At 58.8% G+C, this 12,050-nt stretch carries 12 protein-coding genes; 2 read left to right on the forward strand and 10 right to left on the reverse strand.

Annotated elements, in window-relative coordinates; genetic code table 11:
* Positions 1–38: 38 nt before the first annotated feature.
* From urtE to IM299_RS01425, 7 genes are all read right to left on the reverse strand, one after another.
* A complete protein-coding gene (gene urtE, locus IM299_RS01395) occupies positions 39–737 on the reverse strand; it encodes an urea ABC transporter ATP-binding subunit UrtE (RefSeq protein WP_028013134.1) in 699 nt (232 codons plus the stop codon).
* Positions 738–746: 9 nt separating this feature from the next.
* Complete coding sequence (urtD, locus tag IM299_RS01400) at positions 747–1,544, reverse strand: urea ABC transporter ATP-binding protein UrtD (RefSeq protein WP_041910005.1); 798 nt, start codon at positions 1,542–1,544, stop codon at positions 747–749.
* On the reverse strand, positions 1,544–2,617 hold the full coding sequence (gene urtC / locus IM299_RS01405) for an urea ABC transporter permease subunit UrtC (protein ID WP_045630411.1): 1,074 nt from the start codon (positions 2,615–2,617) through the stop codon (positions 1,544–1,546). Before urtC ends, urtD begins: the two co-directional genes overlap by 1 nt.
* Positions 2,617–4,191 carry an urea ABC transporter permease subunit UrtB gene (gene urtB, locus IM299_RS01410; protein WP_193356895.1) on the reverse strand — a complete coding sequence of 525 codons (1,575 nt, stop codon included), beginning with the start codon at positions 4,189–4,191 and terminating at the stop codon, positions 2,617–2,619. Before urtB ends, urtC begins: the two co-directional genes overlap by 1 nt.
* 24 nt (positions 4,192–4,215) lie before the next feature.
* Positions 4,216–5,487: an urea ABC transporter substrate-binding protein gene (gene urtA, locus IM299_RS01415; RefSeq protein WP_193356896.1), complete on the reverse strand. Its 1,272-nt coding sequence runs from the start codon at positions 5,485–5,487 to the stop codon at positions 4,216–4,218.
* Between the two features lie 202 nt (positions 5,488–5,689).
* Positions 5,690–6,793 carry a cobalamin-independent methionine synthase II family protein gene (locus IM299_RS01420; protein ID WP_041910011.1) on the reverse strand — a complete coding sequence of 368 codons (1,104 nt, stop codon included), beginning with the start codon at positions 6,791–6,793 and terminating at the stop codon, positions 5,690–5,692.
* A 156-nt stretch (positions 6,794–6,949) separates the two neighbouring features.
* Positions 6,950–7,363, reverse strand: coding sequence for a rhodanese-like domain-containing protein (locus IM299_RS01425; RefSeq protein ID WP_041910013.1), 414 nt, complete (start codon positions 7,361–7,363; stop codon positions 6,950–6,952).
* 73 nt (positions 7,364–7,436) lie between these two features.
* Between IM299_RS01425 and ftrA the strand changes: the two genes are divergently transcribed.
* Entirely contained in the window at positions 7,437–8,444 is a 1,008-nt protein-coding gene (ftrA, locus tag IM299_RS01430) for a transcriptional regulator FtrA (protein WP_193356897.1), read from the forward strand.
* A 155-nt stretch (positions 8,445–8,599) separates the two neighbouring features.
* Here the strand turns inward: ftrA and IM299_RS01435 are convergent, their stop codons facing one another.
* Positions 8,600–8,962, reverse strand: coding sequence for a hypothetical protein (locus IM299_RS01435; RefSeq protein WP_041910018.1), 363 nt, complete (start codon positions 8,960–8,962; stop codon positions 8,600–8,602).
* Between the two features lie 243 nt (positions 8,963–9,205).
* On the opposite strand from IM299_RS01435, the gene IM299_RS01440 reads away from it, so the two are divergent.
* The gene (locus IM299_RS01440; protein WP_193357054.1) at positions 9,206–9,436 is read left to right on the forward strand and encodes a DUF2554 family protein; all 231 of its coding nucleotides are present in this window, start codon (positions 9,206–9,208) and stop codon (positions 9,434–9,436) included.
* Here IM299_RS01440 and IM299_RS01445 read toward each other — a convergent pair whose 3' ends face one another.
* A complete protein-coding gene (locus IM299_RS01445; protein ID WP_193356898.1) occupies positions 9,437–11,401 on the reverse strand; it encodes a U32 family peptidase in 1,965 nt (654 codons plus the stop codon). It abuts the gene before it with no gap.
* Positions 11,402–11,481: 80 nt separating this feature from the next.
* Complete coding sequence (locus IM299_RS01450) at positions 11,482–12,009, reverse strand: helix-turn-helix domain-containing protein (protein ID WP_045260498.1); 528 nt, start codon at positions 12,007–12,009, stop codon at positions 11,482–11,484.
* Positions 12,010–12,050: the final 41 nt, after the last annotated feature.

The following is a 12,050-nucleotide window of genomic DNA, read 5'->3' on the forward strand; positions in this document are numbered from 1 at the left end:
TCCGTTTTATAAGAATGAGGATGTTATATTATAACATTTCAGATCGCAACCAGCCCGCGAACACCCTCCTGCTCCATATTTTCGCCCCTCCCGCGCTGAATGATAGTGCCGCGGGACATCAGGAGATAGCTGTCGGCCAGCTCGGCGGCAAAGTCGTAAAACTGCTCGACGAGCAGGATTGCCATGTCGCCTCTGTTTGCCAGGGTGCGGATCACCTGGCCAATCTCTTTGATGACGGAAGGCTGTATGCCTTCCGTCGGTTCGTCCAGAATCAGCAGCTGCGGACGGCTCGCCAGCGCGCGACCAATCGCCAGCTGTTGCTGCTGCCCGCCGGAGAGATCGCCCCCGCGGCGGTGCTTCATCTCTTTGAGAACCGGGAACAGCTGCCAGATCTCGTCAGGAACCTGCTTTGCCTCGCGGGCGGAAAAACGCGACAGCCCAAGCAAAAGGTTCTCTTCCACGGTCAGGCGCGGGAAAATCTCGCGGCCCTGCGGGACATACGCCACGCCGGACTGCACCCGCTGGTGCGGCCTGCTGTGGGTGATCGTTTTACCCTGCCAGATGACCTCCCCGGTTTTCGCCGGGATCAGCCCCATCAGGCACTTCAGCAGCGTGGTTTTCCCGACGCCGTTGCGCCCCAGCAGACAGGTGACTTCACCGGGAGCGGCTTCGAAGCTCACGCCGCGCAGGATATGGCTGCCGCCGTAGTACTGATTCAGTTCGTTAACCTGTAACATCATCGCTCCTTAGCGGCCCAGATAGACCTCAATCACCTGTTCGTTGGCCTGCACCTCGCGAAGCGAGCCTTCCGCCAGCACGCGCCCCTGATGCAGCACCGTGACGTGGTCGGCAATCGTTTCAACAAAGCCCATGTCGTGCTCCACCACCATCAGCGAATGCTTGCCCGCCAGGGTTTTGAACAGCTCGGCGGTGTATTCCGTTTCCGCATCGGTCATCCCGGCGGCGGGTTCATCCAGCAGCAGCAGGTGCGGGTCCTGCACCAGCAGCATGCCGATCTCCAGGAACTGTTTCTGCCCGTGCGAAAGCAGCCCGGCGCGACGGTCCCGCTCGCTGCCAAGGCGCAGAAGAACCAGCATCTCGTCAATGCGGTCCCGCTGCTCGCCGTTGAGTTTTGCCCGCAGGCTCGCCCAGACGGATTTATCGGTTTTCATGGCGATCTCAAGGTTCTCCCACACCGTCAGCGCTTCAAAGACCGTGGGTTTCTGGAATTTTCGGCCAATCCCCTGGCGAGCAATGGCCGCAGGCTCCAGCCCGGTCAGGTCGATGGACTGGTCGTAAATCGCTCTCCCGCTTTTGGGTCGGGTTTTGCCGGTGATCACGTCCATCAGCGTGGTTTTACCCGCCCCGTTGGGGCCAATCACGCAGCGCAACTCGCCCACGCCGATATTCAGGGAGAGATCGGTCAGCGCCTGGAAGCCGTCGAAACTGACGTTAATGGCCTCAAGTTGAAGCACCGGGTCAGTCTGGTCCCGGTAGCGATCGCCGGGCAACTGGCGGGTAAATAACTCTTCCGTTGGCTGCATTATTTCTCTCCCTTACGCAACAGACCGTAGACGCCGCGCGGCAGGAACAGCGTGACGGCGATAAAAATCAGCCCCAGAAACAGCTGCCAGTACTCCGGCATGGCAACGGTAAAGAAGCTTTTCGCCCCGTTCACCAGCGCCGCGCCAATCACCGGCCCCACCAGGGTGCCGCGCCCGCCCAGCGCCACCCAGATGGCGGCTTCTATCGAGTTGGTCGGCGACATTTCACCGGGGTTAATGATGCCCACCTGCGGAACGTACAGCGCCCCCGCCAGGCCGCACAGCACGGCGGAGAGCGTCCATACCAGCAGCTTGAACCCGCGCGGATCGTACCCGCAGAACGTCAGGCGGTTTTCCGCGTCGCGCACGGCGGTCAGGATGCGGCCAAACTTGCTCTTCGCCAGCGCAAATCCGGTGCCCAACGCCAGAAGCAGCAACAGCACCGTCGCCAGGAACAGCGCGATGCGGGTGGTCGTTTCCGTCACCGAAAACCCAAGCAGCGTGGTAAAACCGGTAAAGCCGTTATTGCCGCCAAAGCCGGTTTCGTTGCGAAAGAACAGCAGCATGCCCGCGTAGGTCAGCGCCTGGGTCATAATCGAGAAGTAAACCCCTTTGATCTTCGAGCGGAAGGCAAACCAGCCAAACACCAGCGCCAGCAAACCCGGCACCATCACGATCAGCACCAGCGCCCAGGCAAAGTGCTGGGTGCCCCACCAGAACCACGGCAGCTCGCTCCAGGAGAGAAACGACATAAACGCGGGCAGGCCGTCGCCTGACGCCTGGCGCATCAGGTACATGCCCATCGCATAGCCGCCCAGGGCGAAGAAGATGCCGTGTCCAAGAGAGAGCATGCCGGCGTAGCCCCACACCAGATCCAGCGCCACCGCAACGATGGCATAGCAGAGGATCTTGCCGATGAGCGTCAGCATCCAGGTCGACAGCGCCAGCGGATGCGTGGCGGGCAGCAAGGCGAAAAACGGTAATATCAGCAGACACGCCACCAGCAGGCTGCCTGCAATCTGTGTCGTGCGCGGCGCTTTACGCGCCAGCGTTAAGGTCAGCGGCTGGCTCATCAGTCAATCACCCTCCCTTTCAGCGCAAACAGCCCCTGAGGACGCTTCTGGATAAACAGGACGATCGCCACCAGAATCACGATCTTGCCCAGCACCGCACCCATCTGCGGCTCAAGGATTTTATTGAAAATGCCCAGCCCGAACGCGGCGGCCACGCTGCCTGCCAGCTGGCCTACGCCACCGAGAACGACTACGAGGAACGAGTCGATGATGTACCCCTGACCAAGCTCCGGCCCGACGTTACCAAGCTGGGATAACGCCACGCCGCCTAACCCGGCGATCCCTGAGCCCAGCCCAAACGCCAGCATATCGACGCGCCCGGTCGGTACCCCGCAGCAGGCGGCCATGCTGCGGTTTTGCGTCACCGCGCGCACGTTCAGACCAAGACGGGTTTTATTCAGAATCAGCCAGGTGAAGAACAGCACCAGCAGCCCGAAGCCCAGCACCACAATGCGGTTCCACGGCAGGGTCAGGTTGGCAAAAACCTGTACCCCGCCGGAAAGCCATGCCGGGTTTGCCACCTCCAGGTTCTGGGCACCAAAGGTCATCCGCACCAGTTGGATGAGCATCAGGCTGATCCCCCATGTCGCCAACAGCGTTTCCAGCGGACGACCGTACAGGTGACGGATCACGGTGCGCTCCAGCACCATTCCAATGCCCGCCGTCAGGCAGAACGCTACCGGCAAGGCGATAACGGGATAGAGCGCCAGCCACTGAGGGGCAATCCCGGCCATTGCCTGCTGCACCATCCACGTAGCGTACGCCCCCAGCATCAGCATCTCGCCGTGGGCCATGTTAATGACGCCCAGCAGGCCGTAGGTGATCGCGAGCCCCAGCGCGGCCAGCAGCAACACCGACCCCAGAGAAAGCCCCATAAACGCCTGGCCCAGCAGATCGCCCCACATCAGGCGATGCGTAATCTGGCTAAGGCTCTCTTCTGCGGCCGCGCGCACGCCGGCATCCGGCTCGGTCTGCGCCTGGGTAAACGGAGTGAGTCTGGACTGTACGTCCGGATCGTCTGACTGGCCCAGCAGTTCGACGGCCCTGCGGCGCACCTCCGGCTGCGGGCTCGCCAGCTGGAGGTTTGCCACCGCCAGCAGCAGCGCCTGACGCGCCACAGCGTCCGCTTCATCCCCGGCGCGCTTTTCCAGAAAAGCGAGCATGTCGGGCTGAGCATCTCGCTGCAGCTGACGGGCTGCCGCCCGCCTTTCGGTGACACTGTCACTAACAAGCTGATGCGTGGCATTGGCCGTTGCAGCCAGCACGCGCAGCCGGTTTGTCAGGCGTACGGCTTTGGTTTGCCCTACTGCCGCGCGGGCCTCACCGAGCGAAACCATTTCGCCATTACGCTTCGCAAAGGCGTGCTTTTGGCTGTCGGTATACAGGTTTTCCTTTTGCAGAGACTGAAGCAGCGGAAGCCTGGCGGCATCCGGCGCGGCGGCCCACTGCGTGAGGAGCTCCGCCTGCTGGCCGCGGCTGGCGGCAACAAAACGATCGGCATCCGATGCCTGCGCCATCCCTGGCAGCAGTCCGGAAAGCCATACAAGAGCGATGAACATGCGCATGGCGTTCATGACGTTTCTCCCTGAGGCAATGGCCTAGTTGCTGGCGGTTTTCATCGGCTGGTCGGGCTTTTTGTCATTCCCGGCGATGAATGGACTCCACGGCTGGGCGCGTACCGGCTGTTCCGTCTGCCAGACCACGTTGAACTGCCCGTTGCCTTCAATTTCACCGATCATGACCGGCTTATGCAGATGATGGTTGGTAGCATCCATGGTGAGCGTAAAGCCAGACGGCGCCTTAAATGACTGACCGGCCATCGCCGCGCGCACCTTATCCACGTCGGTGGTGCCCGCTTTTTCAACCGCCTGTGCCCACATATGGATCCCCACGTAAGTCGCTTCCATCGGGTCGTTGGTCACCACGGTATCGGCATTCGGCAGCTTGTGCGCCTTCGCATAGGCTTTGTAATCCGCGACGAACGCCTGGTTGGTTGGATTATCCACGGACTCAAAGTAGTTCCACGCCGCCAGGTTACCCACCAGCGGTTTGGTGTCGATTCCGCGCAGCTCTTCTTCGCCGACAGAGAACGCCACCACCGGCACGTCGGTGGCCTTCAGCCCCTGGTTAGCCAGCTCTTTGTAGAACGGCACATTGGAGTCGCCGTTGATGGTCGACACCACGGCGGTTTTGCCGCCGGCGGAGAATTTCTTGATGCTGGCGACGATGGTCTGGTAGTCGCTGTGACCAAACGGGGTGTAAACCTCTTCGATGTCCTTATCCTCCACCCCTTTCGAATGCAGGAACGCGCGCAGGATCTTATTGGTGGTGCGCGGGTAAACGTAGTCGGTCCCCAGCAGGAAGAAGCGCTTCGCCCCGCCGCCGTCTTCGCTCATCAGGTATTCCACCGCCGGGATAGCCTGCTGGTTCGGCGCCGCGCCGGTATAGAAGACGTTTGGCGACATTTCCTCGCCCTCATACTGCACCGGATAGAACAGCAGGCCGTTCAGCTCCTCGAAAACCGGCAGTACGGATTTGCGCGAAACCGACGTCCAGCAGCCGAACACCACCGCCACTTTATCCTGGCTCAGCAGATGGCGCGCCTTCTCGGCAAACAGCGGCCAGTTTGAGGCCGGATCCACCACCACCGGCTCCAGTTTCTTACCCAGCACGCCGCCTTTGGCGTTGATCTCGTCGATGGTCATCAGGGCGACGTCCTTCAGCGGGGTTTCGGAGATGGCCATCGTGCCGGACAGAGAGTGCATGATCCCCACTTTGATGGTGTCGGCCGCCTGCACGCCAAAACTCATTCCCATCGCCACGACGGACGCGGATAACGCAAAGGCTTTTAATAAGGTACGACGCTGCATATTTTCACTCCTGAAAAAGAACGCTGTGCGAAAACGCCCGTTACGGCATGGACGCGGAAATAAAGGTGTCAGCGAAGCAGGAGCAAAAAGGATGCCAGAATGGAGGAAGCGCTATTGCAGGAGACAGACGGCAGGATGTAAAGAGAACGACTCAGAATGGCACAGCGCTGCACTTTTATAATGCAGCGCTGAGGAAGCGCTTTTACCAGACTTCGCTGGCGATCTGCGTCACCAGACGGACCTTATCCCACTGCTGGGACTCGCTCAGGCTGTTGCCCTCTTCGGTGGAGGCAAAACCGCACTGCGGGCTGAGGCAGATTTGCTCTTTCGCCACGTATTTCGCCGCCTCTTCCAGACGGGCCTTCACGCCTTCCGGGTTCTCCAGCTCACCGTTTTTCGTGGTGATCAGGCCCAGCACCACCTGCTGCTTGCCCGGGCGAACGAAGCGCAGCGGCGCGAAATCCCCGCTGCGGTCGTTATCGTATTCCAGGAAGAATGCGTCAACGTTGACCGTCCCGAACAGCACTTCCGCCACCGGCTCGTAGCCGCCTTCGGAAATCCAGGTTGAACGGAAGTTACCGCGGCAGACGTGCAGCCCGATGGTCAGATCCTCCGGCTTTCCTTCCAGGGCCTTGTTCAGTACGCGGGCATAGATTTGCGCCAACTCATCGGCATCGTCGCCGCGCTCGCGGATCTGACGGCGCTGGTCGTCCGAGCAGAGGTAGGCCCAGACGGTGTCGTCCAACTGCAGATAACGGCAGCCTGCGTCGTAGAATGCGCGTATCGCGTCGCGCCAGGTGGTTGCCAGATCGTCGAAATAGTCGTTCAGATCCGGGTACACCGTCGCGTCGATGTCTTTGCGCCCGCCGCGGAAATGGAGCACGCTTGGGCTGGGAATGGTCATCTTCGGCTGGGCATTGCCGCTGATGCTTTTCAGATAGCGGAAGTCTTCCAGCATCGGGTGGTCGCCAAAGCCCAGCTTGCCGGTCACGCGCACGCCGTGGGCTTTGGTTTGTACTCCGTTGAACTGAATCCCCTGCTGTGAATCGTAACGCTCAACGCCCTGAAGACCGTCGAAGAAATCGAAGTGCCACCAGGCACGGCGAAATTCACCGTCGGTCACCACATGCAGGCCGCACGCGCACTGCTGCTCGACGACGTGGCGAATAGCCTCGTCCTCCACCGCGCGAAGCTGTCCGGCATCAATCTCGCCGCTGGCGAACTTCAGGCGAGCCTGCTTGATGGCATCCGGGCGTAAAAAGCTGCCGACTACGTCGGCGCGGTATGGGGCGTGCTGTCGTTGCATGGAAATCTCCTCAGTCTGCCGGTATTAATTGCCCGCAGTGATAATTCATCATTTGAATCTTTAGACTTCTGGATGTCTAAATGTCCAAAAAAGATGTCATACCTTACCGTTTCCGGCAAACGAGAAAATTTCACGGGTGTTGAGAAAAATTCATCTTCACAGCGCGTCAGCGTGGGCCTGGCTGGCAAAGGCGTAGCGTTCATCTTCCCAGCCGGTGATGCCGCCGAGCATGATTTTGACCGGCAGCCCGAGACGCGCCAGCTTCAGCGCCGCCCTGTCCGCGCCGTTACAGTGTGGTCCCGCACAGTAGACGACAAACAGCGTACCTTCCGGCCATTGGGCCATGCGCTCAGCGGTCATCTGGCTCCAGGGCATATGCAGTGCGCCCGGCACATGGCGGCGGGCAAACTGTTCCGGGCTCCCCACCACGTGCAGCAACACGAAGTCCTGCTCATTATTGGCGATGGCGTGATGCACGTCGGCGCAGTCGGTTTCGACGCTCAGGCGACGCAGAAAATGGGTAACGGCTTCCTGCGGCTCGGCAGCCGGAAATTCAGTAACATAGCTCATGATCCTTCCTCATCTTTGGCGTTTGTGTTAACACTACTCTATCCACAAATTCAGCCCGTGAATGCGCTCGCTTATGCCAGAAAACAGCAAAAAGATGACAAACTTAAGACAGGTTACTCGCCCACAGGTGGTGGTGCTGGCGTATGACGGGCTATGTACCTTTGAGTTTGGCGTGGCGGTTGAGATTTTTGGCCTGCCGCGTCCGGAGCTGGGCGACAACTGGTATCGTTTTGCGGTGGCGAGCGTGGATAGCGGAGAACTGCGGGCGACCGGCGGGATCCGCATCGTTACCGATGGGGACTTGAGCCTGCTTGCGTCGGCGGACCTGATCGTGGTTCCCGGCTGGCGGGGGCTGGACTCACCGGTTCCTCCGGCGCTCTGCGAGGCGCTGCGCCAGGCCAGCGCGCGCGGATGTCAGCTGCTGTCCATCTGTTCGGGCGTGTTCGTGCTGGCCGCTACGGGGCTGCTGAACGGACGTAAAGCCACGACGCACTGGCGCTACATTGACGCGCTTAAGGTCCGCTACCCTGACATCGAGGTGGTTGAGGATGTGCTCTACCAGGACGAGGGCGATATCCTGACGTCCGCGGGCAGCGCGGCGGGAATCGATCTCTGTCTGCACGTCGTCCGGCGGGACTATGGCATGGAAACCGCCAACAGCGTGGCGCGTCGGCTGGTGATCCCCCCTCACCGGGATGGTTCACAGCCGCAGCAGCTGAGCCGCCCGGTGGCGCAGCTGCGTGAGAGCCAGCGCCTGGGCCAGCTGTTTGATTTTCTGCACACGCACCTTGTCGAGCCGCACAGCGTCGACTCGCTGGCGCGTCGGGTCGGCATGAGCCAGCGCACCTTTCTTCGTCGCTTCGAGGCGGCAACGGGCACGACGCCCGCACGCTGGCTGCTTAATGAACGCCTGCTGAGAGCAAAAGATTATCTGGAGAGCAGCCGTTTAAGCATCGACAGCATCGCGGAACAGACCGGGTTTGGTCAGGCGTCGACGCTGCGTCATCATTTTCGTCAGCAGTTCGCGCTTTCCCCGGCTCAGTATCGCAAACAATTTTCACGTTCTGATACTGCCCGCTAGCGGCAAAAGCGCAAAAAAAACCGCCATTATCTGGCGGTAAATGCTTGCATGGATAGATTTGTATTTTGGTCTCTACGTCCCCGACGCTCCATGGTCGGGCAGCGGATCTCATACAAACTAACACTGGCTGTCTCAACGAAAGCTAAACAGCCTGATTAACTCGCGCTGGTGTTGATTTGTAAATAGCGCATCAGGCCCTGCTCAGCGCTCTGCCTGGCATCATCGTTAAGGGCCTCGAGATAAAACGATCGCGATACGCCATAGGGAGCCTTTTCAGAGGGATATACCGCAAACTGGAATGTTTTTCCCCGTGCCGGATGGGTGCAGTCTAATTCCCAGCGCTGTTCATTTACTCTTTTACTAGTGCAGGCTACGCGTCCATAGTCGCTGGTTAAATAGGAACCAACGCGAATTTCAGCGGACTGAATATATTCTGGTTCGTCATTACCGATATAGCGAAATCCTGCGGTAGCCCCAACGGCAGCCACGAGGAGCGCAAGTGCGATTATTTTTTTCATTTATTTAGACTCATTCCTTAGCCAGAGAACCTCTATTATATAGGATTATCCTTAAAGTAAATGTCTGTTTCCGTACCAGAACAGGTAGTTTACAACGCGTAATTCGTATTTAGGATATTTCTTAAGAAGAATTCCGATCCTACAGTATTTGACACTTTCTTTGCCGTACTTTGAATTATTGAATAATAACGAGAAGAAATAATCGGCATGCTTATTCCCGCAATGTTATTCAGCGGTGAAACCATGGTGAAAAAAGGGTTATCTCTCGTCATGCTTATTTGTGCGCTGTTTTCCGGCCAGCTGATGGCCGGGCACAAAGGGCATGAATATGTTTGGGTAAAGAATGTGGAACATCAGCTGCGGCATGAGGCCGACAGTGACGAGTTACGCAGTGCAGCGGAAGAGTCAGCGGAGGGTTTGCGCGAACACCACCTGTGGCAGAAATCGCGCAAACCGGACACGCACGTAAGGTAATTAACTGCCCTTGCGTTTCGGAAGGGTTTTCATCAGATCGTCCGGGCTCACGGACGCAACGATGCTGCCCGGCGGTGGCATTTTGAAAATGTGGTTTTTCATTTTGCCGATAACATGCATTTCACAAGGACGGCAGTCAAACTTCAGGGTCAGGACTTCGTCACCGTTGACCAGCTGCATGGGGGTGGCCTTCCAGCTTTTAATATTCCCTTTCGCCTGTTTCGGGCACAGGTTAAAAGCAAAGCGCAGGCAGTGCTTGGTGATCATCACCGGCACATCGCCCTTCTCTTCGTGCGCTTCATAGGCCGCGTCGATAAGCTGCACGCCGTGGCGATGATAAAATTCACGCGCTTTATGGTTGTAAACGTTGGCCAGGAACGATAAATGGGTGTCCGGATACACAGGCGCAGGAACGGATTCGGCCTTACGGCTGCCGCGCGGATACTGCGCCAGGCGTGCGGCATCCAGCATCTCTGCCGTTTCGCGGCGGAACTGGTTCAGCAGGCTGTTCGGCACGAACAGCGCGTCCGGCAGATTAACCTCGATGGCGCGCGCGTAGTAAATCGTCTGGCCCAGCTTCGCTACGCCGTCCTTCAGGCTGTTAAGCGCTTTATCCGCGTTGTTTGCCACCTCGAACAGACCATCAAGCGTATGCGTTACGCTGATGCCGTCTTCGCAGGTCATGGTCAGGATCAGCTGCTCTTCCCAGCCGCCCAGCTCAATGTCCACCGCGATGCGACGCTCGCTGGAGGTTTTCAGCAACGCCTGCTGCCAGTTATGATCCAGGTTACGGTTGAGCGGCGCGTTCGGCCTTGCCTTGTAGAGATCGGCAGGCATTTCATTCGGCCAGACGCGGTAGCGGTTCTCGCCGGTTTTTTCGACCGTGTTGGCGCGGAAGCCCACCACTTCACGCTTAATCATTACGTTAAGGCCGTCGCCGTTCGCCAGCGGCTCGGTCACTTCAACGTCCAGGTAATCTTTCGCCACTTTCAACACTTCACCGACCGGTAAACCGATAAACTTCGGTGAGTCAAACGCGCCGATATCCCCTTTGCGGGCGTTCACGAAATAGTCCGTGCTGCCGCGGTGGAAGGTTTTGTCCGTTGACGGAATAAAGAAATGTTCGGTACGACCGGCCGAGGCGCGCGCCAGGTCACCGCGATCTTCGATGATGGCGTCCAGCATCTGGCGATAGTGCGCGGTGATGTTCTTCACGTAGCTCATATCTTTGTAGCGCCCTTCAATCTTAAAGGAACGCACGCCCGCGTCGATCAGCGCGCCCAGGTTGGCGGTCTGATCGTTATCCTTCATGGAAAGCAGGTGTTTTTCGAACGCCACCACGCGGCCCTGGTCGTCTTTCAGGGTATACGGCAGACGGCAGGCCTGCGAGCAGTCGCCGCGATTGGCGCTGCGGCCCGTCTGGGCGTGGGAAATGTTGCACTGGCCGGAATAGGCCACGCACAGCGCGCCGTGGATAAAGAATTCGATCGTCGCGTCGGTTGACTGGTGAATATCGCGGATCTGATTGAGGTTCAGCTCGCGGGCCAGAACGATCTGCGAAAAGCCCACGTCGGAGAGAAACTTCGCCTTCTCAACCGTGCGGATATCACACTGGGTGCTGGCATGCAGTTCGATAGGCGGAATATCCAGCTCAAGCACGCCCATATCCTGAACAATCAGGGCATCGACGCCGGTCTGGTAGAGATCGGTAATCAGACGCTGCGCGGGCTCCAGCTCATCATCATGAAGAATGGTGTTCAGGGTCACGAACACTTTCGCCCCGAAACGGTGGGCGAACGGCACCAGATCGGCAATATCGCGCAGGCTGTTGCTGGCGTTATGGCGGGCACCGAAGCCAGGGCCGCCGATGTAGACGGCGTCAGCGCCATGAAGTATCGCTTCACGGGCAATGGCGGCGTCGCGGGCCGGGCTTAAAAGTTCAAGATGATGGGATTGCAGGCGCATACTTCGTCGTTATCCGTTATGGTCAAAATGGCGGCTATTGTAGTCAGAAGTATGCGCCAGCGAAACAGTTTTGCGTAGCCTCAGCGGGGATAATGGATCAGAGAGTGAAAATGCACCGGCCTGTCGCTGCTGTTGCGGTAGGCGTGCGGTTTATCGCCGGCAAAACGGACGCCAGAATCGGCATGCACCGTCTGCCACTCGTCGTTGATGTTCATCTCCAGCTCGCCGCTGATGACCACCACATGTTCAATCACGCCTGCCTCATGCGGCGTGGACTCGCTCAGGGCACCCGGTGCCAGCGTGATGGAGAAATGATCGAACCGGAGCGTCTCATCCCAGGGAAAGAGCGGTTTGACCACCATCGCCTGCTGCTGTGAATCAAACACAGCCGGCCTGTCCGCCTCAGGCGTAATGAAAGCGGAAAACGGGACGTTCAGCCCGGTGGCAATTTTCCACAGCGTCGACACCGTCGGGCTGGACTCATTGCGCTCGATTTGCCCGAGCATCGCTTTCGACACGCCCGTTTCGTCCGCCAGCTTCGACAAACTCCAGCCGCGCGCCTGGCGCAGCGTTTTCAGCGTTGCTGCAAGATGTTGTGTAATGTCCATGCTCCCTCCTGATGGCCCTGAGCATACCACTTGTACGCTAT

It is taken from the genome of Enterobacter cloacae complex sp. P47BA (assembly GCF_014930485.1).
Lineage (GTDB): Bacteria > Pseudomonadota > Gammaproteobacteria > Enterobacterales > Enterobacteriaceae > Enterobacter > Enterobacter bugandensis.

Coding starts and splice junctions, on each gene's coding strand:
- urtD (WP_041910005.1), bottom strand. CDS start 1,544: ATGCAGCCAACGGAAGAGTTATTTACCCGCCAGTTGCCCGGCGATCGC.
- urtA (WP_193356896.1), bottom strand. CDS start 5,487: ATGCAGCGTCGTACCTTATTAAAAGCCTTTGCGTTATCCGCGTCCGTC.
- IM299_RS01440 (WP_193357054.1), top strand. CDS start 9,206: ATGGTGAAAAAAGGGTTATCTCTCGTCATGCTTATTTGTGCGCTGTTT.
- IM299_RS01420 (WP_041910011.1), bottom strand. CDS start 6,793: ATGCAACGACAGCACGCCCCATACCGCGCCGACGTAGTCGGCAGCTTT.
- IM299_RS01450 (WP_045260498.1), bottom strand. CDS start 12,009: ATGGACATTACACAACATCTTGCAGCAACGCTGAAAACGCTGCGCCAG.
- IM299_RS01425 (WP_041910013.1), bottom strand. CDS start 7,363: ATGAGCTATGTTACTGAATTTCCGGCTGCCGAGCCGCAGGAAGCCGTT.
- urtE (WP_028013134.1), bottom strand. CDS start 737: ATGTTACAGGTTAACGAACTGAATCAGTACTACGGCGGCAGCCATATC.
- IM299_RS01435 (WP_041910018.1), bottom strand. CDS start 8,962: ATGAAAAAAATAATCGCACTTGCGCTCCTCGTGGCTGCCGTTGGGGCT.
- urtB (WP_193356895.1), bottom strand. CDS start 4,191: ATGAACGCCATGCGCATGTTCATCGCTCTTGTATGGCTTTCCGGACTG.
- ftrA (WP_193356897.1), top strand. CDS start 7,437: ATGCCAGAAAACAGCAAAAAGATGACAAACTTAAGACAGGTTACTCGC.
- urtC (WP_045630411.1), bottom strand. CDS start 2,617: ATGAGCCAGCCGCTGACCTTAACGCTGGCGCGTAAAGCGCCGCGCACG.
- IM299_RS01445 (WP_193356898.1), bottom strand. CDS start 11,401: ATGCGCCTGCAATCCCATCATCTTGAACTTTTAAGCCCGGCCCGCGAC.